Source organism: Rhizobium sp. Leaf384, from assembly GCF_001424065.1.
GTDB lineage: Bacteria > Pseudomonadota > Alphaproteobacteria > Rhizobiales > Rhizobiaceae > Ferranicluibacter.
In genome coordinates this window covers 981,693-1,006,634 of the sequence record NZ_LMQE01000005.1, presented here as the reverse complement: position 1 = coordinate 1,006,634, position 24,942 = coordinate 981,693, and the positions used below count along the sequence as shown (strand labels likewise).

Sequence of the window (24,942 nt, the reverse complement as noted above, 5' to 3'; positions counted from 1 at the left end):
TGTCTTTTTGCAGCGCACGCGATACCGGATGCCGGATATCGGAGGAGGTCCGGGATGGAGACAGTTTCAGCGATTGGCGACCTGCGGCGGTTGCTCGGCGACCATCGGCGCGCCGGGCGGTCGGTCGGTCTCGTACCGACGATGGGATATCTTCACGCGGGTCACATGGATCTCGTCCGGCGCGCGCGTGCCGACAATGACATCGTCGTCGCCAGCATCTTCGTCAACCCGCTCCAGTTCGGGGCGGACGAGGATCTTTCGCGCTACCCGCGCGATCTGGCGCGCGATCAGACGATGCTGCGGGACGGCGATGTCGACATCCTGTTCGCGCCCGGTGTGTCCGACATGTATCCCCGCCCAATGGAAACGGTGGTCGATGTTCCCGCGCTCGGGGCCGAGCTTGAGGGCGCCGTGCGGCCCGGTCATTTTGCCGGCGTCGCGACGGTGGTGACCAAGCTCTTCAATCTTGTCCAACCGGACCGCGCCTACTTCGGTGAGAAGGATTACCAGCAGGTGCAGATCATCCGCCGCATGGTGGCGGATCTCGCGCAGCCGGTCGACGTGGTTGCCGTGCCGACCGTTCGCGATGCGGACGGTCTCGCTCTGTCCTCGCGCAATGTCTATCTCTCGTCCGACGAACGTCGCGCGGCCGCGATTATTCCAAAGGCTCTCGCGGAAGCCGGCCGTCTGCTCGGCTCCGGCCTGCAGTCGGCTGACGCGCTCGAGCAAGCCCTTGTCGACGTCATCCGCCAGGAGCCGCTCGCCGTGGCGGAGATCGTCGCCGTTCGCGACCCGGAGACGCTCGCCCGGCTCGACACGGTCTCCAGGCGTCCGGTCCTTGTCCTCCTCTTCGTTCGGTTCGGCGCCACGCGGCTCCTCGACAATCGCGTCTACCAACCGGCGTCCTCTCTCGAAAGTCGCCAGCCATGAGCGTTCAGCCCTCGTCTCCCGCGCCCCGTCGCCGGCTCACCCCCTCCGCCATCCAGGCGCTGAAGGGAGAGCGTCCGATCGTCAGCCTGACCGCCTACACGACGCCGATCGCCCGTCTCCTGGATCCGCACATGGACTTCCTGCTGGTGGGCGATTCGCTGGGCATGGTGCTCTACGGCATGGAGTCGACGCTCGGCGTCACCCTCGAGATGATGATCGCGCATGGTCAGGCCGTGATGCGGGGAACCACGTCTGCCTGCGTCGTGGTGGACATGCCGTTCGGCTCCTATCAGGAAAGTCGGGAACAGGCGTTTCGCAATGCGGCGCACATCCTGAAGGAAACCGGCTGCAGTGCCGTCAAGCTGGAGGGCGGCGCCGAAATGGCGGAAACGGTCGATTTCCTGTCCAGCCGGGGGATTCCGGTGCTCGGCCATGTGGGGCTGATGCCGCAGCTGGTGAACACCAACGGGGGCTATCGCTCGCTCGGTCGCACCGAGCGGGAAGCGGCAAAGATCCGGCGGGATGCCAAGGCGATCGACGATGCGGGTGCTTTCGCCATCGTCGTTGAGGGGACCGTCGAACCGCTCGCGCGGGAGATCTCGGCATCTCTGCGGGCGCCCACGATCGGGATCGGTGCATCGCCTGCCTGCGATGGCCAGATCCTCGTGTCCGACGACATGCTCGGTCTGTTCAATGATTTCAAGCCGCGGTTCGTCAAGCACTTCGCTCATCTCGCTCCCGAGATCTCGGCGGCTGCCGAGGCCTATGCGGCCGACGTCAAGGCGCGCAGTTTTCCAGGCCCCGAGCATACCTTCACGGTCAAGACCTGAGCCGATCCACCGCCGGCGTCATGCATGATCGGGGTTGATCCGCGCATCAACGGATTTCATTTGCCGTTCTGGGTGTCGATGGCTAAGCCGGACCTGGCCCTTCTTCCTGCCGCATCGTCCGGTGGCCGAGCAATCACGCTCTGTCCGGACATGCCTTGGTGCCGCTGGTGCGGCAAAGCCTTGGATTTCAACATGGCATCTCGTGATTTCTGGGACGGTGCGCGCCGCGGCGTTCCGATCGTCTTGTCCGCATCGCCTTTCGGAGCGCTGTTCGGCGCGCTCGCCATCGACAACGGTTTCAGCATCGTCGACGCGCTCTTCATGAGCGCGACGGTGTTTGCCGGCGCGAGCCAGATGGTGGGGCTGGAACTCTTTGGTCATGCGGTCCAACCCTGGCTGATCGTGCTCTCGGTCTTCGCGGTCAATTTCCGTCACGTCCTGTATTCCGCGTCCATGGCACGTCACATCGCGCACTTCTCGCTCGTCCAGAAGGCGGCGGCGCTGTTTCTCCTGACCGATCCGCAATATGCCGAAACGGAGAAGCGTGGCGAACGCGGCGAGCCGGTCACCTTCGTCTGGTATATGGGGCTCGGCCTGGCGATCTACCTGCCGTGGCTGGTCGCGACGGCCCTTGGAGCCGTCTTCGGCGGTTTGATCGGCGACCCCAAGGCGATCGGCCTCGATGTGATGCTGCCGATCTATTTCATGGCGCTGGTGCTCGGGTTCCGTCGTCGTGACCATTGGCTGCCGGTGGTCGCGGTCAGTTCCGTCGTGTCCGTGATTGCCATGCGGCTTGTCGGGTCGCCCTGGCATGTCAGCATCGGCGCCCTTGCCGGCGTCGTGCTGGCCGCCTGCCTGCCGGTCAAATCCGGGGAGACCGCCCGATGAGCTTCGATCATCTCCTGCCGCAGGACCTCCGGCTGATTGGCGTCATCATCCTTGCCGCGATCGCCACCTATCTCACGCGCATCGGCGGCGCGATCATGATCGCCCGCATGGAGAAGATCCCGCCGCGGATGGAGGCGGCCCTGAATGCCGTTCCGGCCGCCGTCCTCTCGACCCTGGTGGCGCCGGCCATCGTCTTCGGCGGCATGGATGTGACCATCGCGATCCTCGTCGCCTTCGTCGTCGGTCTCCGGCTCTCGGCTCTCCCCATGCTGCTTGCCGGATGGGCCGTGGTGATGCTGCTGCGCTCTGCCGGGCTGTTTTGATCGTCGCTTCGACCGCCGAGACGACGTCGGCGGCCGAAGCGCTTTAGGTTCTTGTTTTAATGCATGTCGGTTCCCGAAACCGCCGCACAGGTTCGGGCGACATGCATCAAAGGGCGGCCGTCGCGGCCTCCAGCCAGCGCTTCGCCTCCGCGTTCTCGATCAGCGGCGTGAGCTTCTCACGGGTTTCAACGTGATAGCGATCGACCCAGGCGCGCTCGTCCGCCGTCAGGAGCTCCGGCAGGATGAGGCGGCGGTCGATGGGGCAGAACGTCAGCGTTTCAAAGCCGAGCATCGCCTGATCGCCCCCCTCGACGGCTGCGGCCTCCTGTACGTACAGCAGGTTCTCGATCCGGATGCCGAACGCGCCGGGGCGGTAGTAGCCCGGCTCGTTGGAGAGGATCATGCCGGGCAGGAGCTCCTGCATGCCGGCGCGCGAGATGCGCTGCGGCCCCTCATGGACCGAGAGGTAGGAACCGACGCCATGCCCGGTGCCGTGCCCGTAATCGGCGCCCGCCTTCCATAAGGCGATGCGCGCCAGCGGATCGAGTTCCACCCCGCGCGTGCCCTTGGGGAAACGTGCGGTGCTGATGGCGATCATGCCTTTGAGGACGAGCGTGAAGAAACGCTTCTGCTCGGCGGGCACGTCGCCGATGGCCACGGTGCGGGTGATGTCCGTGGTGCCGTTGACATATTGACCGCCGGAATCAATCAGAAACATGCTTCCCGCTTCGAGCGGCTGGTCGCTGTCGTTCGTGACGCGGTAATGCATGATCGCCGCATGCGGCCCGGCACCGGCGATCGTGTCGAAGGAAACGTCCTTGAGCGGATTCTGCAGCCGTTCGCCGCAGGCCATCCGTGCGGCTTCCAGCTTCTGCGTCGCGGCGATCTCGGTCACGGTGCCGGGCGTCGTTCCATCAAGCCAGGCCAGGAACTCGACCATGGCGGCGCCGTCCTGAAGATGTGCGCGGGCCGAGCCTTCGCGCTCGACGGCATTCTTGCATGCCCGGGGAAGACGGGCCGGATCGGCTGCCTCGATGACGGTGCCGCCGTACTTGCGAATCCGGTCTGCGAGCGCAAAGGCGGCATGATCCGGATCCAGCATCACGGCGGCGCCGGATGCCGCGATGGTCGAGATCCGCGCCTCAAAGGTGTCGGGCGCTTTGATCTCGGCCATCTGCGTCAGATAGGCCTTTTCCTCGATCCCGGTCTTGCGGGCATCGAGGAAGATCTCGGCTCCGCCATCGGCATGGATGATCGCGCGGGCGAGGGGATGCGGCGTATGGGGCACGTCATTGCCGCGAAGATTGAAGGTCCAGGCGACGGAAGAGGGGTCGGTGAGGATCACGGCGGCCGCGCCTGCCTTCACCACGTTCTCCGCCATTTCGGCGATTTTTTCGGTGGCGAGGATGCCGGCCTGTTCGATCTTCTGGATGGCGACGCGGCCGAGCGGGATGTCGGGCCGGTCCGTCCAAAGGCGGTCGAGCGGATTGTGGTCGAGATGGACGAGCGTTCCGCCGATCTTGGCGAGTGCCGTTTCCAGCCTGCGCACCTCGGCGCTGGTGTGCAGCCAGGGATCGATACCCAGACGAAACCCCTTCGGTGCATGGCGCTCGATCCAGAGATGCGGCGGCGCGCCGATCAGGTCGCCGCCGGTGTAGACCGTGCCATCCACCTGTTCGGCCAACTGGGTGACATAGCGCCCGTCCACGAACACCACGGCCGTGTCGCGCATGACGAGGGCGACGCCTGCAGATCCGGTGAAGCCCGTCAGCCAGGCGAGACGCTCTGCGCAGGCCGGTACATATTCCCCCTGATACTCGTCGGCCCTCGGAACGAGAAATCCATCGATGCCGAGTGCATCGAAGGCGGCGCGGAGGCCATCTGCCCGCGCGCGTCCGAACTGCGGAGCGGAGGTAACGTCGAAGGACTGGAACATGGTGTCTTCCTGCATGCGGATGAACTGGGATGCCCGCTTATAGCAAATCCAGCCGCGGTGTCCCATCAAAGCAACCGGCCTGTCCGCGCCCTCATTCATCATACTTATGCGGATTCTGCATGGCACCTATTCGCCCTGGCCCCTAGCTGATCGTGCCGAAAGCGGTAAAAGCATCTCCAACGGACGGGCTGCGAACACCCCGTTGCCGCAGATGCCGAAAGGCAATCTTTCTGAGTGATCCGTTCGATCGTTTGCCTTCTCCTCCTCCCTCCGGGCGGCGTTTAGGGATCACGCAGAGTCCGCTTGAGCATTCCTCCTCCCTTGGCTCGCGGACATGGCCGGCTTGCCGGCCACGGGCGGTGCTCGGCATCGCCTTGGATTGAAAAAGACCGTCCGACGCTGCCTGCGTCGGACGGTCTTTTTGTTTTGCCTGATCGATGCGGCCGTCAGGGACGGCTGTCGAGATGGATGGTGACCCAGCCGTTGCGCCAGAGCGTACGGACGTGACGCAGCTTCTGGGCATTGTAGGCGGAGAGGACTTTCCAGCGCTGCTCGGCGAGGATGCCAGAGAGAATGACGGAGCCGCCCGGCAGAAGGTGGCGCACAAGGTCTGGCGCCATGCGCATCAGCGGACGGGCGAGGATGTTCGCGATGATCAGGTCGAAAGGCCCGTTTTCGGCAAAGGCCGGCGACTGGAAACCGGTGGCCGTAACGGCGGAAATGCCGCTGGCGATGCCGTTGCGGCGCATGTTCTCGCGGGCGACGCGGGTTGCGATCGGATCGATGTCGGTGGCGAGGACAGGGACAGCCTTGATCTTGCGCAGGCCGATCGCGAGCACGCCGCTGCCCGTTCCCAGATCCAACGCATTGGTGACCGTGCGCGACCGAACGACGCTTTCGATCATTTCGAGGCAGCCGGCCGTCGTGCCGTGATGACCCGTCCCGAAGGCTTCCCCCGCGTCGATCTCGATTGCAATCTGCCCCGCGCGCACCTTGTCCCGATCGTGCGAGCCGTGGACCAGGAAGCGCCCTGCGGCCACGGGGCTGAGGCCCTCAAGCGATTTGGCGATCCAGTCGATATCGGGAATTTCCTCGCGCAGGATTTCGGTGCCCGGTTTCCAGCCCTCGACGATATCGGCAAACCGCGCGCGAATCTCGTCCTCCTCTGCGAAATCGAGATAGACGGACGCCTCCCAGATGTCGCGTTTCTCGTCGATCTCCATCGTGGCGATGGCATAGCCGTCGTCCTCGAAAGCGTCGGTCATGCGGGCGAGAAGGCTGTCGGCACCTTTTTCGGTGGTGGTGAGATAGAGGCGCAAGTCAGCCACGGGTCGTCCTTCCGGTCTCAAAAGCTTCGGATGAGCGCTTTACCACGACGGCAGGGGTTTGCACGGCCAAAATGGCGTGCGTTTTCCAATCGAACGCCTCACCCGCGCTCGGATCAGCCCTTGGCCAGATTTTCCAGCTTCTGGACGGCCGTATCCGTGTTCTCGCCATAGGCGATGGTGCCGCGGAAGCGGCCGTCGGCATCCAGCAGGAAGACGGAGGCCGAATGGTCCATCGTGTAGTCGCCGTCCGGCTTCGCCGCATCGAGCGGGACCTTCTTCGCATAGATCCGAAAGCCCTTGACCATCTCCATGACCTTGTCCGGCGGCCCGGAAATGCCCGTGACGCGGCGGCTGACATTGGACACGTACTGGCCAAGGATGTCCGGCGTATCGCGTTCCGGATCGACGGTCACGAAGAAGGCGTTGAGCCTGGTGTTGTCGGGATCGACCTTCTCGAGCCAGCCGTTCATTTCAAACAGCGTCGTCGGGCAGACCTCCGGGCAATGGGTGAAGCCGAAGAACAGGACCGAGGGCTTGCCGGTCAGGGCTTTCTCCGTGATCGGCTGGCCGTCTTGCGCCACCAGCGTGAAGGGGACGCCGAACGGACCGCCGGCTGCCGCCTCCTTCGTCTCCGTCATCTGGTAGGTCAGGAAGCCGAGCGCGGATGCCGTAACCAGAACGGCGGCCCAAAGCACGATTCGAAGAAGTCTCATGTCAGGCGCGTCCCGCGTTCATGCTGTGCCGTTGAAGTCCGGACGAAGGTTTAGAGCCAAGCAACCCTCCACGCAAACCGATTTCGGTCGCGCGGCGGGTCGGGACGATCACGTCCGCGGCACCCGACACTGCTCGTTATCTCAGGCGCGACCGGACGCCGCTATCCATCACATCATCCATCAGAAACAGAGCGAAAGGCTGCTCGATGCCAGCCCGAGGAGCATTTCGGGACCATAGCGCCACCAGCCGATCATTCCCGCCCAGCCCAACAGCAGCAGGCCTGCGCCGATGAGCGCGACCCGGGTCGTGTTGGTGGTGACGAGGCGTTTGTCCATGGCCTCCTATAGCGCGTTTCCGGCCGCGGGAGAAGCGGGGAGGGGCCGCCATCATCTTTACCAGATCTTTAATGCATCGCTGTTATGCTCTTCGTCCGTGCAGGTATTCCGCGCGTCGACATGAGGTCGGCCGCTCCCGCCAAAGACATCTGTGACCGCTGCTTCTTCCCCTGTGCGCGACACGATCCCGCGCCATTCCGGACGCTTCAAACATGCATCACGAGACCCGTCAAAGATCCCTTACCGTTAGTCAGAGGCTCGCCACGCTGGGCGTGGCGTCGTTCGTCGGAATCAGCGCGATGCTGGCGACGGGCTGGTATGAGCACCGTCAGGTCGAACGGGTTCTGGACGAAGCGACCGTTGCCAAGCACGCGGAGAACAAGGCCATCGACCTGCGGGCGACAAGCCTCGACCTGGTGCTGGCGGCGATGGATACGATCGTCGACAAGGCCGACAAGGTGATCGCGCCGGACCGCATGAAGGAGATCGACGAGAGCGTCTCGGGCCTGACGAGCGCCAGCGGCGATATCGCCGGTCTTGCGGCGGCGGTCGGCAAGCCGGACCTGGGCGCCGGTGTGCCCGAGATGATCGTGCTGTTGACGCAGTCGGTCCAGACAGAACTCAAGGGTCTCGTCGTGTCCGGCGCGGATCAGGCTGCGTTCGATGCCATCGACGACAAGATCGACGCCGCAGGCGCACAGCTGACCGAACGCCTGAGCCGTCTCGCCGAAGCCAGCATGGCGATGACGCAGGCCCGCATCGAGGAAGCGAGCGCGATTTCGAGCGAGGCCTTCTTCTGGCAGTTCATCTGTGGCCTTCTCTCCATGGGCCTGGTTCTCGGGCTTTTGACCGTGCAGGGCAATATTCTGCGCCGCGGGATTCTCGGCGTGCGCGACAGCATGCAGCGCATTCACGGCGGCGATTACGCCACGCCGGTCGGAGCGGTGGAGCGTGGCGACGAGATCGGCGACATGGCGCGCTGCGTCGATCGCTTCCGCACGGATGCCATCGACAAGCAGCGACTGGAGCGGGATGCCGCCGACAGCCGCAGCCACAACGAAACGGAGCGCCGGCAGCGCGAGACATCGAGTGCCGATGACGCGCGCCAGGTGCAGATCGCGGTCACGGCGCTCGGTCAGGCCCTGAACAAGCTTGCCGACGGCCAGCTGACCGTCGCCATCGATACACCCTTCCGGGCCGACCTCGAATCGCTCCGCCTCGACTTCAATCAGGCCGTCGAAAAACTGCGCACGGTGCTGTCCGGCATGCGCGACAACAGCGCTTCGATCACGGCCAACGGACGCCAGATGCGGTCTGCCGCCGACGATCTTGCCAAGCGGACCGAACAGCAGGCGGCCTCCCTCGAGGAAACCTCCGCCGCGCTCGACCAGATCACGGTCACGGTGCGCACGGCGACTGAGAAGGCGGAAGAGGCCAGCCAGATGGTCAGCCGGACCCACGCCAATGCCGAAGAGTCCGGCCGTATCGTTGGCGAGGCCGTGGCCGCCATGGCGCGCATCGAGGACGCATCGGCCGAGATCGGCAAGATCATTAACGTCATCGACGAAATCGCGTTCCAGACCAACCTTCTTGCGCTGAATGCTGGCGTCGAGGCTGCCCGTGCCGGCGAGGCTGGCAAGGGCTTTGCCGTCGTCGCCCAGGAGGTGCGCGAGCTGGCGCAGCGGGCCGCGGGCGCCGCCAAGGACATCAAGGGCCTTGTCAGCCGGTCGTCGGCCGAAGTCGGGACGGGCGTGCGGCTGGTCCAGGAGACAGGCGAGGCGCTTGGTCGAATCGGAACCGATGTCGACCAGATCAACGAGCATATGCGCACCATCGTCGTTGCCGCACGCGAACAGTCCACGGGTCTCACCGAGATCAACATCGCGATCGGCCAGCTCGACCAGATGACGCAGCAGAACGCAGCAATGGTCGAGCAGACGAACGCGGCAAGCCATACGCTGGCGCAGGATGCGGAGAGCCTCTCGACCCTGATCGGCCAGTTTGCCATCGGCGGTGCGGCGGCGTCGTACGCGACGGCGTCCACCCCCTCGCAGACATCCCGCACGATGTCCTCCGCCCCGGCAAGCCACCGTCCAGCTACGCCTGCAAAAACAACGTCTGCCGCCCCGCGGCCGGTTGCCGCCCGTCCGGCGACCGTGCGACCCGCGGCTGCCAACTCCCGTCCTGCTCCGTCGCCCGCCAAGGCGCTCATGGGCAAGCTTTCCGGCGCCTTCGCAGCACCGGCGGCCTCCAATTCCAAAGATCAATGGGAAGAATTCTGATCATGAACACCACATCCAAACAGTCGGGAAGCTCGATGGAGATCGTATCCTTCCATCTCGGCAACCAGGAATTCTGCATCGACATCATGGCCATCCGTGAAATCCGCGGCTGGGCTCCCGTGACGCCGATGCCGCACACGCCGCCCTACGTCCTCGGACTGATCAACCTGCGCGGCGCGGTCATTCCCGTCATCGACATGGCGTGCCGCCTCGGCATGAACATGACGGAGCCGTCGGAGCGCTCTGCCATCATCGTCACCGATATCGCCGGCAAGCTGGTCGGACTGCTCGTCGAACAGGTTTCCGACATGATGACGATCCGCAGCGAGGACCTGCAGTCGGCACCGGAAATCATTCCCGAAGAACAGCGCGCCTTCTGCCGTGGCATCGTGGCGCTGGAGAAGACCATGGTCTGCTTCCTCAATCTCGACACCGTCATCGCGGACGAGCTCGCGCAGGCTGCCTGATCGGCGCCCGCGGGCGGTCACCACATCTGCAGCGTCGCCGCGCAGGGCTAGCCCTGCGCGGTCCTGCGGTTTAAGCTCTGCCTTGCCAGGACCCAAGCCGCGGGAGAGACGCAGCCGATGAAATGCCTCCTGCTGATCGATATCCAGAACGGTTTCTGCCCCGGCGGAAACCTTGCCGTTCCCGACGGGGATGCGGTCGTGCCTGTCGTAAATCGGCTGATGGCGGAAGGGGGCTACGATCTCGTCGTCGCGTCGCAGGACTGGCATCCCGCCGACCACGGCAGCTTTGCTTCACAACATGAAGGTGCGGCTCCCTTCACGATGGGAACGTTGAAGGGGCAGCCGCAGATGCTCTGGCCGGACCATTGCGTCCAGGGCACGCAGGACGCGGCACTCCGCCCGGACCTCGATCTCGCGCGGATCGACATGATCCAGCAGAAGGGCCTCGACCGCACGGTCGACAGCTATTCGGCGTTTCGGGACAATGATCGAACGGCCCTGACGGGCCTGTCCGACTGGCTCTTAGAACGCGGCGTGGCCCGCCTCGATCTCTGCGGACTGGCGACGGACTATTGCGTGAAGTTTTCGGCCCTCGATGCCCGGGCCATGCTGCCGGCGGTGCAGATCCGGTTCATCGAGGATGCCAGCCGCGGGATCGACCCGGCGGGTGTCCGCCGGGCCATCGACGAGATGACGGCATCCGGAATCGTCGTCGTAACGTCGGACGGGGTTCTCGGCGAGCTGCGAGCCGCGACGTAACTCCGGCCTCACCGATGACCCCTGCGTCCGGTATGCAGCGCGCCTTATTGTGGAGCGCCCTTCTTCCACTTGACCTGCTGGTTGAACAGCGGCACGGTCGAGATCGACATCTTTGCAGAGCCCTCGACGACCTGGCGGGAATGCGCCAGGTAGATCAGCGTGTTGTTCTTCCTGTCATAGACGCGCGTGACCTGCAGCGACTTCCAGATCAGGGAGAGGCCGGACCGGAAGACCTCCTCGCCACCCTTCGACAGGTCGATATCATCGATAACGATGGGCCCGGTCTGGCGACAGGCAATCGAATTGTTGGACGGATCTTCGAACCAGTTGCCCTTGCGCAGGCGATCGATGACGCCGCGGTCAAAATAGGTGACATGGCAGGTTATGCCCTCGACCTTCGGGTCCGTGACGGCATCCACGACGATATCGTTGCCGGTCCAGTCCACGCCGACATCGCCGACGACTTCGGCCATGGAAGGAGACGCAAGACCGACAAGGCCAACAAAGGCAGCAGCGGCAGCAAGGCGGATCGTGGGCAAAGGCATCGGCAGGTCTCCGGATCAGGTTCATAGCCGAGATAAGCGCGCACCGCCGCAATACAAGCCATCCATGATGAAATGTCGGCCGTAGCGGCGCTCCCTATCGATCACCGGAACGGACATTCCGGCCCGGTTTGAACGGTCATCGCTGTGGAACAACTTTCCGACCTGGAGCTCCAGCGTAGAACAGGTTTCCTCGAAGGACGGTACCCCCGCCTCTATATCCCGGGTTTTAGGAGACTTGCCCATGTCCGTTCTGTCGCCATCCGAACTTTCACCGTCGAGGCCGTCGCCTGCGGGCGCGCCGCAAAGCGATGCGCCGTTTCTCGGGGCGCCGGGCCTCGTCGCGATCGCTGTCCTTCTTCTCGGAACCCTTCTTCTCGGTCTTGCCTACGGGCCGGCGCAGGGCGCGCTTTTCCTGGTGGGCGGCGCGCTTGGGATATCCCTTTATCACGCGGCCTTCGGATTCACGTCGGCCTGGCGCGTTTTCATCGCGGAGGGTCGCGGGCGCGGCCTTCGGGTCCAGATGATCCTGCTTGCACTCGCCGTCATCCTGTTTTTCCCGGCGCTGGCCGACGGAACGCTGTTCGGGCATCCGGTCAAGGGCTCGGTCTCGCCAGCAGGTCTCGGCGTTCTCGCCGGCGCTTTCATGTTCGGCATCGGCATGCAGCTCGGCGGCGGATGTGCCTCCGGCACGCTCTTCACGGCGGGCGGCGGCAATGCACGCATGTTGGTGACGTTGCTCTTCTTCGTGATCGGCTCGGTTCTGGCCACCGTGCATTTCGACTGGTGGACGAGCCTGCCCGCTCTTCCGCCGCTCTCGCTCGTCCAGACATTCGGCGCCTGGGGCGGCATCGCGGTCTCGCTGGCCATCTTCGCCGCGATCGCAGGACTGACCGTGATGGTCGAGCGGCGGCGCAACGGTGCGCTGGAGCAGGCGCCGCCATCGCCGCGCAGCGGGATGGGGCGTTTCCTGCGGGGCCCGTGGCCGCTGGTCTGGGGCGCCGTTGCGCTGGCGCTCCTCAACTTTGCGACGCTGGCGCTCGCCGGCCGGCCCTGGGGCATCACCTCCGCCTTCGCGCTCTGGGGTGCCAAGGGCGCACAGGCCATCGGTCTTGATCCGTCTGCCTGGGCCTATTGGCAGACGCCGGCCAATGCCAAGGCACTCGCCGAAAGCGTCTTTGCGGACGTAACCTCGATCATGGATTTCGGGCTGATCGCCGGTGCCATGCTGGCCGCGTCTCTGGCAGGGCGATTCGCGCCGAGCCTCGATATTCCCCTGAGGTCCATCCTGGCCGCTGTCGTCGGCGGTTTGCTGCTGGGCTATGGCGCACGGATCGCCTATGGCTGCAACATCGGAGCGTATTTTTCCGGCATCGCGTCCGGCAGCCTGCATGGCTATCTCTGGGCCGTCGCTGCCTTTGCCGGCAATGTTCTGGGCGTGCGCCTGCGCCCCTGGTTCTTCCTGGAACGCCGGGCTCCGGCGCGGATCGACGGTTGAACCTACGGCCGAAAAACGCGATTCGGACGGAAGCCGCGGGCATGCCTGCGGCTTCTGCTTTTTCACAATCGTCAGAATTCGGGATGCTCGTAAAGGAAATGGTTACCATGTTTCGCCATTCTTTCGCCTAGCGGCAGTGTTCTAGGGAGCGCGCAACATCAGCGCCAGGCGACCCAAACGGCCGGCTTCGACGACAGCGCACGGCGTGCTGTCGTCGGATTGCGTAACCAATTTGGGTAAAGAGTTCCATGGCGCTAGCGATTGAGAATGTTCGACAGGTCGACACGCGTTCGCAGACGCGTCCCCGTCGCCAGCAGTCCCAGTCGCCGCACAGGCCCGGCCTCCGCACGGAGAAGCGCGCAGGCTGGCTGCCGGGGCTTGCCATCGCAGGTGTCGGCCTTGCCGGCGCCGGTTGGCTGATGGCGACCCTTCTGACCATCCACGGCGTTGCGGGCGATCTTGCCACCGGGGGGCGTCCGGCCTTCCAGACGTCGCTTGGCCTCAATGCCATCGCACGCGGCCCCGTGGGCGAGCGGACCGTGCATGTGGCAAAGTTCTCGCGCCTCGTGAAAACACCGGTCGTCGCCGTCGCGGTCGCCAAGGCCCCGCCGCCGATCGCATCCGCCAGCGCGGCGCACCGCATCGTCCTGGCGGCTCTACCGCCGAAGCCGGCCGCGCCGGTCGCGACAGCTGCGGCGGTTCAGGTCGCGTCCCTCGATGCCCGCGCGGAGGTTTCTGTTCCCTTGCGTGAAAATGCGATGCTGGAGCCGGACAACCAGACGACCGGTTCGCTGCCAAAGCCTTTCAGTCTCGTGCTCAACGATGACGAGACGACGGATCGTCTGCCCGACCTCGGGCCGCTGCCTCTGTCCCGCCCCGGCGTCACCATCGAGGCCGACGAGGCGCCCGCGGCTGCGGAGCGTCCGCGCAAGCCATCGATGCAACTGGCCTATGCCAAGCCGAACGCGCCGATCGATCTGGATGACGACGAGCCGTCGATGGCGCCGTCCCGGCCGCTGTTCGGCAGCCGCAAGGGTGTCGCATATTACGATATTTCAGCCGGGGTCGTGCATATGCCGAACGGGGAGAAGCTCGAGGCGCATTCCGGCATCGGCAAGCTGCGCGACAACCCCAATGCCGTGCACATTCCGATGAAGGGCCCGACACCTCCCGGCACTTACAAGGTGACGATGCGCGAAGCCCTGTTCCACGGCGTGGAAGCTGTCCGCCTGACCCCGATCGATGGGGTCGCACCGCATGGCCGCGTCGGCCTGCTGGCGCACAGCTATCTCCTGCGCAATCGCGGCGACAGCCATGGCTGCGTGGCCTTTGCCGACTACCCGCGCTTCCTCAAGGCCTTCAAGCGTGGCGAGATCACCCAGATGGTCATCGTCAAGAGCATGAAGGGCGGCTTCTCCAAGCCCGCCAAGACCCTTGCCTCGCTCTTCTCGCGCAACGGCTGATCGGGCCAGCAGGCGGTTCCCGTCCGTCGCGATCTGGGGTAGGGAGGGGCGTCTTCAACCGGACCCCTGCCGATGCTTCCCTGGATCGAGATCGATAGAGCCGACATTCCCGGCGCGACCCCTGACGCACATTCCGGTGCCGCCGGTGGCGGCAACGTAGGCGAATTGCGGCTGAAGAGCCGCGGCGAGGAGTTCTCCATCATGCTCGGAAACAACGAGCTGATGAACAGTCGGCTCAGCGGATCCGAGGAGGCACTGGCCTCTCTCGCCTGGGCGAAGATCGGCGAGCGACCGCGTCCGGCGTTCCTCATCGGTGGGCTCGGCATGGGATTTACCCTGCGTGCCGCGCTCGCCATCCTGCCCGAAGGGGCCGAGGTGATGGTGGCCGAACTGGTGCCGGCTGTCGTTCGATGGGCGCGGGGACCGATGGCGAGCGTGTTCAAGGGCTGTCTCGACGACCAAAGGGTCACAATTCACGAAGGCGATGTTGGCACCTGCATCGCCTCCGCACGCGCAGCCTATGATGCGATCCTGCTCGATGTGGACAACGGCCCCGATGGGCTGACCCGCGCATCCAACGATCGTCTCTACGATCACCACGGGTTGCGGGCCGCGCATGCGGCGCTCCGTCCGGGCGGCGTGCTCGCCGTCTGGTCGTCTGGCCCGGATCCGCGTTTCACCCGCCGGCTAAAAGAGTGCGGCTTCGACGCCGACGCCGTCTCGACGCGGGCCAACGGCAAACGTGGCGGCGCCCGCCATGTCATCTGGCTGGCGGTCAAGCGCTAAAGCGGGTCCTCACTGACTGCGACTCCTAGGCTTCCCGAACGGCAAGGAATCAGAATCTCTGGTGCAAACTGCAAACCGGAGATGAGCCATGGGGGCAACGATTTCATTGCGAGCAGATTTCGACGAGGGAAGTCTTCGGCGTCTGGCCCACCAGAGCAGGATGCGGCGCAGGCGCGTCGTCTTATGGCGCTTGCCTTGATCTATGAGGGAGGCTCGCGCTCGGATGCGGCGCTGCTGGGCGATGTGACGCTGCAGATCGTGCGAGACTGGGGCCTGCGGTTTAATGGCAATGGGCCCGCCGGGCTGGTTGATGGAAAGGCTCCCGGACCTCGGTCACGGTTGAACGATGCTCAACGGGCTGCACTGGCAAAGGCCATCGAACGGGGTCCGACTCAGGAACTAACGGCGGCGAAAGCGGGTTGAACCTTTTCGTCAACGACGTGAAAACGGTTAGGTTAGCTAAAACTGACGAATCTATAGACCAAATATATAAAATGAAACAAATACAAACACTTCTAGACCAATGTACAATAATAGAAGCGGAATTTATAACACCAAAGCGAAGAGAGCTTGGCGTTTGAATCATTCATGCTAATTTAATATATTATGATATATGAATATATTCTGGCGACTTAGCAGAGAGGGAGACATGGGTAGTTTTAGTTTATGGCATTTGCTAATAGTTCTGATTTTTGCGGTAGGCTTTGTAGCTCCATTCTGGATCATTTTTAAGCGAACTGGCCTGCCGGCAATCCTGTCGATCTTGACAGTATTACCTTTGATCAGCATCGTCTTTCTATGGATTATCGCGTTGAAGCGCTGGCCAAATGATCCAGCGGTTAATCTCGATCAGAAAAAATAAAAAGAGCCTCACCTGCGATAAAAAGCAGGTGAGGCTCTTTAATGTCAAAAGCTTCATGAAATCATAAACAGAAGAAGCATACGCACCATACAGGGATCCATCGGGACTAAAGTCTTCGCCGTCAGACCTTTTCGACGAAGCCGTCCAGCACGCGTTTCTGGCCGGCGCGATCGAAGTCGATCGTCAGCTTGTTGCCTTCGATACCGGCGACATTGCCATTGCCGAACTTGATGTGGAAGACGCGGTCGCCGATGGCGAATTTGGAGGGCGTTTCCACGGTCGAGCGGACCGTCAGTTCCCCCTCGATCGTCCGCGCCTTGGGCCCGCTTTCGCCGTAGCCGATGCGGTCGATGGCAACGCCGGAACGGTTGCCCCAGTTGTCGCGGGTCGCATCCGTCTTGTTGGCCTGGGCGCGCTTCCAGCCCGGCGTGGCATAGGTGTTCTGGAAAGGCTCCTGCTTGTCGAAGCGGGACTGGCCATAGCCGCCGCGCCCGTAGCCGCCATAGGACTGCTCCATCTCCGCAACCTCGACATGATCCACGGGCAGCTCCTCGATGAAGCGCGAGGGGATGGTCGACTGCCAGAGGCCATGGATGCGGCGGTTCGACACGAACCAGAGATGGCAGCGGCGCTTGGCGCGCGTGATGCCGACATAAGCGAGGCGGCGTTCCTCCTCGAGCCCCGATCGCCCGCCTTCGTCCAGCGAACGCTGGTGCGGGAAAAGGCCTTCCTCCCAGCCGGGAAGAAAGACCGTTTCGAATTCCAGCCCCTTGGCGGAGTGCAGCGTCATGATGTTGACGGCGTCGAGGCTCTCGTTCTGCTCGGCATCCATGACCAGCGAAACATGTTCGAGGAAGCCGCGCATGCTCTCGAAGGCCTCCATCGAGCGCACGAGTTCCTTCAGGTTTTCCAGTCGGCCGGGGGCTTCGGCCGTTTTGTCGACCTTCCACATGTCGGTATAGCCGGATTCCTCGAGAATGATTTCTGCAAGCTCCGTATGCGGCGTGTTTTCAAGCAGCCCCTGCCAGCGGCGCACCATGGTGACGACGTCGAAGAGGGACTTGCGGGCCTTGGCTTTCACCTCGTCGGTCTCGATGATATCGGCCGCGGCCGCCAGCATCGGGATATCGCGGGCGCGCGCATAGTCGTGGAGGAGGCGGATCGTGGTGTCGCCGAGGCCGCGCTTCGGCGTGTTGACGATGCGCTCGAAGGCCAGATCGTCGGCATCCTGACAGACGAGCCGGAAATAGGCCATCGCGTCGCGGATCTCCATGCGCTCGTAGAAGCGCGGACCCCCGATGACGCGATAGTTCAGCCCGAGGGTGACGAACCGGTCTTCGAACTCGCGCATCTGGAAGGACGCGCGCACAAGGATCGCCATGTCGTTCAGCATGTGCTTGTCGCGCTGGAGCTGTTCGATCTCTTCCCCGACCGCGCGGGCTTCCTCTTCGGAATCCCAGGCGGCGTGCACCTGGACCTTCCGGTCGTCGCTATCGTGCCGGTCCGTGAACAGCGTCTTGCCGAGGCGGCCTTCATTATGGGCAATGAGATGGCCGGCCGTCGCAAGGATATGGGCGGTCGAGCGGTAGTTGCGTTCCAGCTTGATCACGACGGCGCCGGGAAAATCCTTGTCGAACCGCAGAATGTTGTCCACCTCCGCGCCGCGCCAGCCGTAGATCGACTGGTCGTCGTCGCCCACGCAGCAGATGTTGACGGTGTTGTCCGCGGTGCGTGGTTCCCCTTTGGCGGGGCTCGGTCGCTGGGCCAGAAGGCGGAGCCACATGTACTGCGCCGTGTTGGTATCCTGATACTCATCCACCAGAATATAGCGGAATCGGCCGTGATACTCGCGCAGCAGATCGGGATGCTTGCGGAAGATCGCGATCGGGTGAAGCAGGAGGTCGCCGAAATCGCAGGCGTTCAGGGTTCGCAGGCGCGCCTGGTAGGCCGCGTAGAGCTCGCGGCCCTTGCCGTTGCCGAACGCGCGCGCATCACCCTCGGGAATGTCCGCGGGCGTCAGCCCCTTGTTTTTCCAGCCGTCGATCAGCTGCGCGAACTGCTTGGCCGGCCAGCGCTTGTCGTCGATCGATTCGGCTTGCAGGATCTGCTTGATCAGGCGGGTGACGTCGTCGGTGTCGAGGATGGTGAAATCCGAGCGGATGCCCGCGAGCTCGGCATGACGCCGGAGAAGCTTGACGCCGATAGAGTGGAACGTGCCGAGCCACGGCATGCCCTCCACGGCGCCGCCCACGAGAACGCCGATGCGCTCCTTCATCTCGCGCGCGGCCTTGTTCGTGAAGGTGACGGCCAGGATCTGGCTCGGATAGGCCCGGCCGGTCGCCATGATGTGGGCGATGCGCGTGGTCAAGACCCGTGTCTTGCCTGTGCCCGCGCCTGCCAGAACGAGCACCGGACCGTCCAGCGTTTCCACTGCCAGGCGCTGTTCCGGGTTGAGGCCAGAGAGATAATCCGGGGCACGGTCGCGGTCGCGTGCGGCCATGGCGCGCGCGGCAAGACCCGAGGGCCCCTGCGAAGGCGCAGGGCGCCGGTCCTGATCCGCTTCGCCCGGGGTGCCGTGGCCATCCGGCGCGCCACCGGCTGCCTTTGCCGATGCGAGGCTTCCGCGATCACCTTTCGGAGGCGTGCGTGCGGGCTCTTCGTCGAAGAAGGGGATGTCGTCGAAACCGTTGCTCATGCGGCTCAATGTAGTGATTCGGGTCTGAAAGGCCAGAATTGCGTTCTTCTTTTATTCCGGGCCCGAAGGCTGAACGATCTGCCGGGTGCGGGAAATCCGTCCGCATTACAATTGCGTAATGATGGCCGTCCGGGATTGCGTGACACGCGTGCCGCCCGGTACTTTGCCGCTGGCCGTTGCATTCCGCTCGTCTGAACCATCCCTTTCGGGAATGCCCACTTCGGAGACCTGCATGCAGATCTGGAAACAGCTGATCCTCAGCCTCGTCATTCTCCTCGTCGGTCTGGGGGTATGGGTGCGGTTCGCGCCCTCGGCCGGACCCTTGCTCGTCTCGGCAGGCGTTCCCGGCGGGATGGTGGCCCTTGTCGCGCCGGCGACGACCGGGCAGGACAAGGGGCAAGGACGAAGCGGGCCGAGCGGCACGCAACGGGCCGCTGCCGGCAACCAGACGCCGCTTGTCGTGACCGAAGCTGCGGGGACGGCGCTCGTCAATGATCGGCTCAACGCCATCGGCAATGGCGAAGCGATCCTCTCCGTGTCCGTCACGCCGTTGTCGACCGGCAACCTGACCGAAGTTCTGGTGAAATCCGGCGACCGGATCGAGAAGGGGCAGGTGATTGCAAAGCTCGACAGCGACGAGCAGGTGCTCGCGGTCGCGCAGGCAAAGGTGCTCTTGGATGCCGCCCGCGACAAGGTCGAGCGCAATCGGCGCCTCGGCAACGCCGTTTCGATCGCGACACTGCGGGAGGCAGAATTTGCCGAGCAGGCCGCGGAGCTTGCCCTGAAGACGGCGGAACTGGACCTCGCTCGGCGCGCCATCACGTCGCCGTCCAAGGGTGTCGTCGGTATCATCACGGTCAATCCCGGCGATTACGTCACCACCTCGACGCCGATCGCCGTCGTCGATGATCGGTCGCAGATTCTTGTCGATTTCTGGGTTCCCGAGCGGTTTGCGAACAACATGAAGGTCGGCCAGGAGGTTTCCGCCGTTGCCGTGGCCCAGGTCACGCGCCAGCTGACCGGCGCGATCCACGCGATCGACAACCGCATCGACCAGGCGAGCCGGACCCTGCGGGTGCGTGCGCGCCTCGACAATCCCGACGACAGCCTGCGTGCGGGCATGTCCTTCTCGGTCACCGTCCGCTTCCCCGGAGACAGCTATCCCACGGTCAATCCGCTGGCCGTGCAGTGGAGCGCCGATGGCTCCTATGTCTGGCGGGTCGTCGACAGCAAGGCGGAGCGCGTGCCGGTGACGATCATCCAGCGCAACTCCGACAAGGTCCTGGTGGATGCCAAGCTTGAGAAGGGCGACATGGTCGCCACCGAAGGCGTCCAGCGCCTGCGCGATGGCGGCGAGGTCAAGGTCGCCAATGCACCTGCCCGTTCGACCAAGGACGGGGGCGAGCAGAAGATGTCGAGTGCGCAGCCTCCTGTGACGGCCACGGAGGTGGCGCGATGAGCGGCGCGCACAAGACGGATGCGGGGGGATCGGCGGGTTTCACCGCGCTCTTCATCCGACGGCCGATCTTTGCGCTGGTGGTCAATACGCTGATCATCGTCGCAGGCCTTGCCGCGTTGAACGGCGTGGAGATCCGCGAACTCCCGGAGGTCGACCAGCCGGTCGTTTCCGTCAATACGCGATTCGAGGGTGCTGCACCGGAGGCGGTCGACCGCGAGTTGACGTCGGTGATCGAGGGTGCCGTCTCGCGCGTGCAGGGCATCAAGGATATTTCGTCCACCTCGCAGTACGCCCAGAGCCGCGTGACGCTCCAGTTCTCCGACACGACGGATATCGGCCAGGCCTCTAACGATGTGCGCGATGCGCTCGGCCGTGTCACCAATGATCTGCCGGACGGTGCCGATGCGCCGCAAATCGTCAAGGCGGACGCCGACAGCCAGCCGATCCTGCGGCTTGCGCTGACCTCCGACACGCTGTCGATGGAGGATCTTACCCTTTTGGCCGAGAACGAGGTGACCGACAGGCTCGCTTCGGTCGAAGGCGTGGCCGACGTCCAGTTGAACGGCGAGCAGGAGAAGATCTTCCGCATCGACGTCAACCAGGGCAAGCTCGCGGCGCGCGGCCTTACGGTCGCCAATCTGCGCACGGCGCTGGCCACCGCCTCGCTCGACGTTCCCGCAGGATCGCTGACCAGCGCCAATCAGGATCTCTCCGTCCGCGCGACGGCCGACCTGCAGACGCCGGAGCAGTTCGAGAAGGTCATCCTCGGGCCGAATGTGCGCCTCGGCGACGTCGCCACCGTGACCATGGGCCCCGACGTCGGCACGTCCTCCCTGCGCTCCGGCGGCAAACAGGGCATCGGCCTCGGCATCATCCGCCAGGCGCAATCGAATACGCTGGACATCTCGAACGGCGTCAAGACGACGGTCGCGGAGATCGGCAAGATCCTGCCGCCGGGGACCGAGCTCACCATTACCAGCGACGACGCCGTCTTCATCCAGGGCGCCATCCATGAGGTGGAGATCGCGCTGGTGGCTTCCGTCATCATCGTGACGGTGGTCATCTACCTGTTCCTCCTCGACTGGCGGGCGACCCTGATCCCGGTTCTGACCATGCCGATCGCGCTGATCGGCACCTGTGCCGCCATCTACATGGCCGGGTTCTCGATCAACATCCTGACGCTGCTGGCCATCGTGCTGGCGACCGGCCTGGTGGTCGACGATGCCATCGTCGTGCTCGAAAACATCGTGCGACGGCGAAGCGAAGGGATGGGGCCGCGGGCCGCCGCCGTGCTCGGCACGCTCGAGGTGTTCTTCGCGGTCATCGCGACCACGGCGACCCTGGCTGCCGTGTTCATTCCCTTGTCCTTCCTGCCCGGGCAGACCGGTGGGCTCTTCCGCGAATTCGGTTTCGTCCTCGCCTTCGCCATCCTTCTTTCGGCCTTCGTGGCGCTCACCTTCTGCCCCATGCTGGCGTCGCGCATGCTCACGGCGCAGCATGATGGGCATGGTCACAGCGGCGTCCTCGGACGGGTCGGCGGCGTCTTTGCCCGTGGCTATCGGCGTTCCCTCACGGCCTGTCTCAATTCACCGCTCGTCGTCTTCCTCGCCGCCGCCATGCTCGTCGTGGCTGGCGGCGTCGCCTTCACCACGCTTCCGTCCGAGCTGACGCCGACGGAGGACCGGGCGCGTATTCTTCTGCGCATGCAGGCGCCGCAGGGCGTTTCGCTGGATTACACCCAGGCGCAGATGCGCCGCGTGGAAGATGCGCTGCAACCGATGGTCAAGGCAGGCGAAATCGCCAATGTCTATTCCATCTCGGGGCAGGGCGGTGCCGTCAACTCCGGCTTCATGGTCCTGTCGCTGTCCCCCTGGGGCGACCGCGAGCGGACGCAGCAGCAGATCTCGCGCGAGATCTCGCGCCTGTCGGCCGAGATTCCGTCGATCCGCGTCTTCCCGGTCCAGCCCAACAGCCTGGGGATCCGCGGTGCCGGCAACGGGCTGCAGCTCGCTTTGGTGGGCAATGATTACAAGGCGCTCGGCGATGCCGCCGCCAAGCTCGTCCGGCAGATGGAGGACAGCGGCCGGTTTGAAAACGTGCGCCTGAACTACGAGGCGAACCAGGCGCAGCTGTCCGTCACCATCGACCGGGAACGCGCCTCGGATCTCGGCATTGACATCAACGGCCTGTCGGCGGCTCTGCAGGCGATGCTCGACGGCAACAGCGTCATCGACGTCTATGTCGAGGGCGAGGCCTATCCGGTAAAGCTGCTGTCGACCACCAATCCCGTCAACGATCCGACGGACCTCCAAAACCTCTACCTGAAGACCGGGGACGGAAAGATCGTGCCGATGTCGTCGATCGCGACCGTTAAGGAACAGGCCGTCGCGCCACAGCTGTCGCGCGAATCGCAGCTTCGTGCCGTGTCGCTTTCCGCCGGCCTTGCGCCTGGGACCGGGCTCGGCGAAGCGCTCGCCTATGCCGAGCAGGTCGCCAAACCGCTCCTGCCCGCAGGGTCCCGCGTGGTGCCGCTGGCGGAAGCTGCCACGCTTAACGAGAATTCCGGCGCCCTGTTTGTCACCTTCGGCTTTGCGATCGTCATCATCTTCCTTGTGCTGGCCGCGCAGTTTGAAAGCCTGGTTAGCGGCCTCGTGATCATGTCGACGGTGCCGCTCGGCCTTGCCTGCGCCGTGTTCGCGATGATTCTCACGGGCAACACGCTGAACATCTACAGCCAGATCGGCCTTGTGCTCCTGGTCGGCATCATGGCGAAGAACGGCATCCTGATCGTCGAGTTCGCCAACCAGCTGCGCGACCGCGGGCAGGGCCTGCGCGAGGCGATCGAGAATGCCGCCAATATCCGGCTTCGTCCGGTGATGATGACGATGATCGCGACCATCGTCGGTGCCGTACCGCTCGTGCTTGCCAGTGGTGCGGGGGCGGAGGCCCGTGTCGCGCTTGGCTGGGTTCTCGTCGGCGGCCTCGGTCTTGCCACCGTCGTCACGCTGTACCTGACCCCTGTCGCCTACCTGGCCATCGCACGCTTCTCCAAGCCGCAGGTGGACGAGGAACGGCGCTTGCAGCGGGAGCTCGCCGCAGCCTACGGCGTCCACGAGGTGGAGCAAGAGGAACGGCTGCGCGCGGCGGAATAGTCGGCCGCGCACCGCATCTGTCTCGAAACGGTGCAGCTGTGGCGCCGGCGTCCCATGCGTTTTGCAAAATGCCGGGAGATCCTCACGCGACGAAGGAGAGGCTGGACAAAGTGATTCCGGATTCTACAGTAGCGCATTGATATCTCAGCAGGACCGCAGGCACCGTGCCTCGGTTGGAGGATGCGGTCGATGGCTCTGAAGGCGATCAAGTCGGGTGTTCGCAACGAGCCGGGGATCACGGATGCGATCGTCGCGCTGAAGGCGCAGTTCGGGGAACGCCTCCAGACCGGGCAGGCGATCCGCGAACAGCACGCCCACACCACCACCTACATACCGGCGCAGCTTCCCGACGCCGTGGTGTATCCTGAAACGAGCGCCGAGGTTCAGGCGATCGTCCGGGTCGCCGCCGAATACCTTGTGCCTCTCATACCCTTCGGGACGGGCTCTTCGCTCGAAGGCCATGTCAATGCACCGCACGGCGGCATCAGCCTGGACATGAGCCGGATGGATCGCGTTCTCTCCGTCAACGAAAGCGATCTCGACTGCACGGTCGAGCCCGGAATTACCCGCGAGGCGCTGAACCGGGAGCTGCGGGCAACGGGCCTGTTCTTTCCGATCGATCCCGGCGCCAATGCGTCGATCGGCGGCATGGCGTCCACCAGGGCGTCCGGAACCAACGCGGTGCGCTATGGCACGATGCGGGAAAACGTTCTCGCCGTCACCGCGGTCATCGCGGATGGCCGCGAGATCCGCACCGCGCACCGGGCGCGCAAGTCCTCGACCGGTTACGACCTGACCCGGCTGTTCGTCGGCGCGGAGGGCACGCTCGGCGTTCTGACCTCGGTCACCCTGAGGCTGCACGGCATCCCCGAAACGATCGCCGGCGGCGTCTGCGCGTTCGACGATGTCGGTGCCGCCTGCAACGCGGTGATCCTGACCATCCAGTCGGGAATTCCCGTCGCGCGGATCGAGCTTTTGGACGAGACCCAGGTCATCGCGAGCAATGCCTATTCCGGTCTTCAACTCCCGGTGAAGCCGACCCTGTTCGTCGAATTTCACGGCAGCGCGGAAAGTGTCGCGCTGCAATCAGCGGCCTTCGCCGAGATCGTCGCAGCCTTCGGCGGCAGCGATTTCAGCTGGACCGCGAATGCCGACGAACGCGCCGTTCTGTGGAAGGCCCGCCACAACGCCTACTGGGCGCAGAAAGCGCTTCGCCCCGATCTCGCCATGCTCTCCACCGATGTCTGCGTGCCGATCTCCCGTCTAGCCGACTGCGTCGAGGCCACACGTGAGGACATCCGGGAAAATGGCCTGATCGCCCCCATCGTCGGCCATGCCGGCGACGGGAACTTTCATGTGGGCCTTCTGTTCGATGACAAGGATGCAGCGTACGTCGCGCGAGCGGAGGCCTTCGTCGAGCGGCTGAACGCGCGAGCCCTTTCCATGGATGGGACCTGTACGGGAGAGCACGGGATTGGACAGGGGAAAATGCCGTTTCTGGAGGCAGAACTTGGCGATGCTCTGGATCTGATGCGACAGATCAAGCGGGCCGTCGACCCGGCGGGAATTTTCAATCCGGGGAAGATTTTTAACGGATGAACGAGAATTTGCCGCCGCGCCATGCTACTGCATCGCCCGCACGGTGCCCTGCAGACATGGGGCAGAACGGCAGGTCTTTGACAGACGACCGCCG

20 protein-coding genes are annotated in these 24,942 nt (G+C 64.2%); 14 read left to right on the top strand and 6 right to left on the bottom strand.

Features of this window, described 5'->3' with window-relative positions; translation table 11 throughout:
* Nucleotides 1–54: 54 nt before the first annotated feature.
* From panC to ASG25_RS13020, 4 genes are all read left to right on the top strand, one after another.
* Entirely contained in the window at nt 55–930 is an 876-nt protein-coding gene (panC, locus tag ASG25_RS13035; RefSeq protein WP_062474147.1) for a pantoate--beta-alanine ligase, read from the top strand.
* Nucleotides 927–1,760 carry a 3-methyl-2-oxobutanoate hydroxymethyltransferase gene (gene panB, locus ASG25_RS13030; RefSeq protein ID WP_062474145.1) on the top strand — a complete coding sequence of 278 codons (834 nt, stop codon included), beginning with the start codon at nt 927–929 and terminating at the stop codon, nt 1,758–1,760. The genes panC and panB overlap by 4 nt, the downstream gene beginning before the upstream one ends.
* Nucleotides 1,761–1,952: 192 nt before the next feature.
* Nucleotides 1,953–2,648, top strand: coding sequence for an AzlC family ABC transporter permease (locus tag ASG25_RS13025; protein ID WP_062474606.1), 696 nt, complete (start codon nt 1,953–1,955; stop codon nt 2,646–2,648).
* On the top strand, nt 2,645–2,971 hold the full coding sequence (locus ASG25_RS13020; RefSeq protein WP_062474143.1) for an AzlD family protein: 327 nt from the start codon (nt 2,645–2,647) through the stop codon (nt 2,969–2,971). Before ASG25_RS13025 ends, ASG25_RS13020 begins: the two co-directional genes overlap by 4 nt.
* Nucleotides 2,972–3,077: 106 nt before the next feature.
* Here the strand turns inward: ASG25_RS13020 and ASG25_RS13015 are convergent, their stop codons facing one another.
* The 4 genes from ASG25_RS13015 to ASG25_RS22790 form a co-directional block, all read right to left on the bottom strand.
* Entirely contained in the window at nt 3,078–4,907 is a 1,830-nt protein-coding gene (locus ASG25_RS13015) for an aminopeptidase P family protein (RefSeq protein ID WP_062474604.1), read from the bottom strand.
* Nucleotides 4,908–5,353: 446 nt separating this feature from the next.
* Nucleotides 5,354–6,235 carry a 50S ribosomal protein L11 methyltransferase gene (locus ASG25_RS13010; protein ID WP_062474141.1) on the bottom strand — a complete coding sequence of 294 codons (882 nt, stop codon included), beginning with the start codon at nt 6,233–6,235 and terminating at the stop codon, nt 5,354–5,356.
* Between the two features lie 113 nt (nt 6,236–6,348).
* Nucleotides 6,349–6,948, bottom strand: a complete 600-nt coding sequence (locus ASG25_RS13005) for an SCO family protein (protein WP_062474139.1) — start codon at nt 6,946–6,948, stop codon at nt 6,349–6,351.
* A 180-nt stretch (nt 6,949–7,128) separates the two neighbouring features.
* Nucleotides 7,129–7,284 (bottom strand): hypothetical protein, encoded by a 156-nt coding sequence (locus tag ASG25_RS22790; protein ID WP_156379658.1) that lies wholly within the window; start codon nt 7,282–7,284, stop codon nt 7,129–7,131.
* Nucleotides 7,285–7,496: 212 nt separating this feature from the next.
* Between ASG25_RS22790 and ASG25_RS13000 the strand changes: the two genes are divergently transcribed.
* The 3 genes from ASG25_RS13000 (at nt 7,497) to pncA (ending at nt 10,792) form a co-directional block, all read left to right on the top strand.
* A complete protein-coding gene (locus ASG25_RS13000) occupies nt 7,497–9,566 on the top strand; it encodes a methyl-accepting chemotaxis protein (protein ID WP_062474137.1) in 2,070 nt (689 codons plus the stop codon).
* Between the two features lie 2 nt (nt 9,567–9,568).
* Entirely contained in the window at nt 9,569–10,033 is a 465-nt protein-coding gene (locus tag ASG25_RS12995) for a chemotaxis protein CheW (protein WP_062474135.1), read from the top strand.
* A 117-nt stretch (nt 10,034–10,150) separates the two neighbouring features.
* Entirely contained in the window at nt 10,151–10,792 is a 642-nt protein-coding gene (gene pncA, locus ASG25_RS12990) for a bifunctional nicotinamidase/pyrazinamidase (RefSeq protein WP_062474133.1), read from the top strand.
* Between the two features lie 44 nt (nt 10,793–10,836).
* On the opposite strand, the gene ASG25_RS12985 is transcribed toward pncA, so the two are convergent.
* On the bottom strand, nt 10,837–11,337 hold the full coding sequence (locus ASG25_RS12985) for a CreA family protein (RefSeq protein WP_082480110.1): 501 nt from the start codon (nt 11,335–11,337) through the stop codon (nt 10,837–10,839).
* Between the two features lie 241 nt (nt 11,338–11,578).
* Between ASG25_RS12985 and ASG25_RS12975 the strand changes: the two genes are divergently transcribed.
* The 4 genes from ASG25_RS12975 (at nt 11,579) to ASG25_RS22785 (ending at nt 15,943) form a co-directional block, all read left to right on the top strand.
* Nucleotides 11,579–12,832, top strand: a complete 1,254-nt coding sequence (locus tag ASG25_RS12975) for a YeeE/YedE family protein (protein WP_082480108.1) — start codon at nt 11,579–11,581, stop codon at nt 12,830–12,832.
* A 248-nt stretch (nt 12,833–13,080) separates the two neighbouring features.
* The gene (locus ASG25_RS12970) at nt 13,081–14,295 is read left to right on the top strand and encodes a DUF2778 domain-containing protein (protein WP_062474129.1); all 1,215 of its coding nucleotides are present in this window, start codon (nt 13,081–13,083) and stop codon (nt 14,293–14,295) included.
* Nucleotides 14,296–14,367: 72 nt separating this feature from the next.
* Nucleotides 14,368–15,081 carry a hypothetical protein gene (locus ASG25_RS12965; RefSeq protein ID WP_062474127.1) on the top strand — a complete coding sequence of 238 codons (714 nt, stop codon included), beginning with the start codon at nt 14,368–14,370 and terminating at the stop codon, nt 15,079–15,081.
* Nucleotides 15,082–15,730: 649 nt separating this feature from the next.
* Nucleotides 15,731–15,943 carry a hypothetical protein gene (locus ASG25_RS22785; protein WP_062601080.1) on the top strand — a complete coding sequence of 71 codons (213 nt, stop codon included), beginning with the start codon at nt 15,731–15,733 and terminating at the stop codon, nt 15,941–15,943.
* A gap of 121 nt (nt 15,944–16,064) precedes the next feature.
* On the opposite strand, the gene ASG25_RS12955 is transcribed toward ASG25_RS22785, so the two are convergent.
* Complete coding sequence (locus ASG25_RS12955) at nt 16,065–18,638, bottom strand: UvrD-helicase domain-containing protein (protein WP_062474126.1); 2,574 nt, start codon at nt 18,636–18,638, stop codon at nt 16,065–16,067.
* Nucleotides 18,639–18,870: 232 nt separating this feature from the next.
* On the opposite strand from ASG25_RS12955, the gene ASG25_RS12950 reads away from it, so the two are divergent.
* From ASG25_RS12950 to ASG25_RS12940, 3 genes are all read left to right on the top strand, one after another.
* On the top strand, nt 18,871–20,097 hold the full coding sequence (locus tag ASG25_RS12950) for an efflux RND transporter periplasmic adaptor subunit (RefSeq protein WP_062474125.1): 1,227 nt from the start codon (nt 18,871–18,873) through the stop codon (nt 20,095–20,097).
* A complete protein-coding gene (locus tag ASG25_RS12945; protein ID WP_062474124.1) occupies nt 20,094–23,249 on the top strand; it encodes an efflux RND transporter permease subunit in 3,156 nt (1,051 codons plus the stop codon). Before ASG25_RS12950 ends, ASG25_RS12945 begins: the two co-directional genes overlap by 4 nt.
* 189 nt (nt 23,250–23,438) lie before the next feature.
* Nucleotides 23,439–24,848 carry an FAD-linked oxidase C-terminal domain-containing protein gene (locus tag ASG25_RS12940; protein WP_062474122.1) on the top strand — a complete coding sequence of 470 codons (1,410 nt, stop codon included), beginning with the start codon at nt 23,439–23,441 and terminating at the stop codon, nt 24,846–24,848.
* The last annotated feature ends 94 nt before the right edge of the window (nt 24,849–24,942 follow it).

What these genes read in the sequence shown, in the direction of transcription:
- ASG25_RS12955 (WP_062474126.1), bottom strand. Translation starts at nt 18,638, where the DNA reads ATGAGCAACGGTTTCGACGACATCCCCTTCTTCGACGAAGAGCCCGCA.
- ASG25_RS13020 (WP_062474143.1), top strand. Translation starts at nt 2,645, where the DNA reads ATGAGCTTCGATCATCTCCTGCCGCAGGACCTCCGGCTGATTGGCGTC.
- ASG25_RS13000 (WP_062474137.1), top strand. Translation starts at nt 7,497, where the DNA reads ATGCATCACGAGACCCGTCAAAGATCCCTTACCGTTAGTCAGAGGCTC.
- ASG25_RS12985 (WP_082480110.1), bottom strand. Translation starts at nt 11,337, where the DNA reads ATGCCTTTGCCCACGATCCGCCTTGCTGCCGCTGCTGCCTTTGTTGGC.
- ASG25_RS12995 (WP_062474135.1), top strand. Translation starts at nt 9,569, where the DNA reads ATGAACACCACATCCAAACAGTCGGGAAGCTCGATGGAGATCGTATCC.
- ASG25_RS12975 (WP_082480108.1), top strand. Translation starts at nt 11,579, where the DNA reads ATGTCCGTTCTGTCGCCATCCGAACTTTCACCGTCGAGGCCGTCGCCT.
- ASG25_RS12965 (WP_062474127.1), top strand. Translation starts at nt 14,368, where the DNA reads ATGCTTCCCTGGATCGAGATCGATAGAGCCGACATTCCCGGCGCGACC.
- ASG25_RS22785 (WP_062601080.1), top strand. Translation starts at nt 15,731, where the DNA reads ATGGGTAGTTTTAGTTTATGGCATTTGCTAATAGTTCTGATTTTTGCG.
- panB (WP_062474145.1), top strand. Translation starts at nt 927, where the DNA reads ATGAGCGTTCAGCCCTCGTCTCCCGCGCCCCGTCGCCGGCTCACCCCC.
- ASG25_RS12950 (WP_062474125.1), top strand. Translation starts at nt 18,871, where the DNA reads ATGCAGATCTGGAAACAGCTGATCCTCAGCCTCGTCATTCTCCTCGTC.
- ASG25_RS22790 (WP_156379658.1), bottom strand. Translation starts at nt 7,284, where the DNA reads ATGGACAAACGCCTCGTCACCACCAACACGACCCGGGTCGCGCTCATC.
- ASG25_RS13005 (WP_062474139.1), bottom strand. Translation starts at nt 6,948, where the DNA reads ATGAGACTTCTTCGAATCGTGCTTTGGGCCGCCGTTCTGGTTACGGCA.
- ASG25_RS12945 (WP_062474124.1), top strand. Translation starts at nt 20,094, where the DNA reads ATGAGCGGCGCGCACAAGACGGATGCGGGGGGATCGGCGGGTTTCACC.
- ASG25_RS12940 (WP_062474122.1), top strand. Translation starts at nt 23,439, where the DNA reads ATGGCTCTGAAGGCGATCAAGTCGGGTGTTCGCAACGAGCCGGGGATC.
- ASG25_RS13025 (WP_062474606.1), top strand. Translation starts at nt 1,953, where the DNA reads ATGGCATCTCGTGATTTCTGGGACGGTGCGCGCCGCGGCGTTCCGATC.
- ASG25_RS12970 (WP_062474129.1), top strand. Translation starts at nt 13,081, where the DNA reads ATGGCGCTAGCGATTGAGAATGTTCGACAGGTCGACACGCGTTCGCAG.
- panC (WP_062474147.1), top strand. Translation starts at nt 55, where the DNA reads ATGGAGACAGTTTCAGCGATTGGCGACCTGCGGCGGTTGCTCGGCGAC.
- ASG25_RS13015 (WP_062474604.1), bottom strand. Translation starts at nt 4,907, where the DNA reads ATGTTCCAGTCCTTCGACGTTACCTCCGCTCCGCAGTTCGGACGCGCG.
- pncA (WP_062474133.1), top strand. Translation starts at nt 10,151, where the DNA reads ATGAAATGCCTCCTGCTGATCGATATCCAGAACGGTTTCTGCCCCGGC.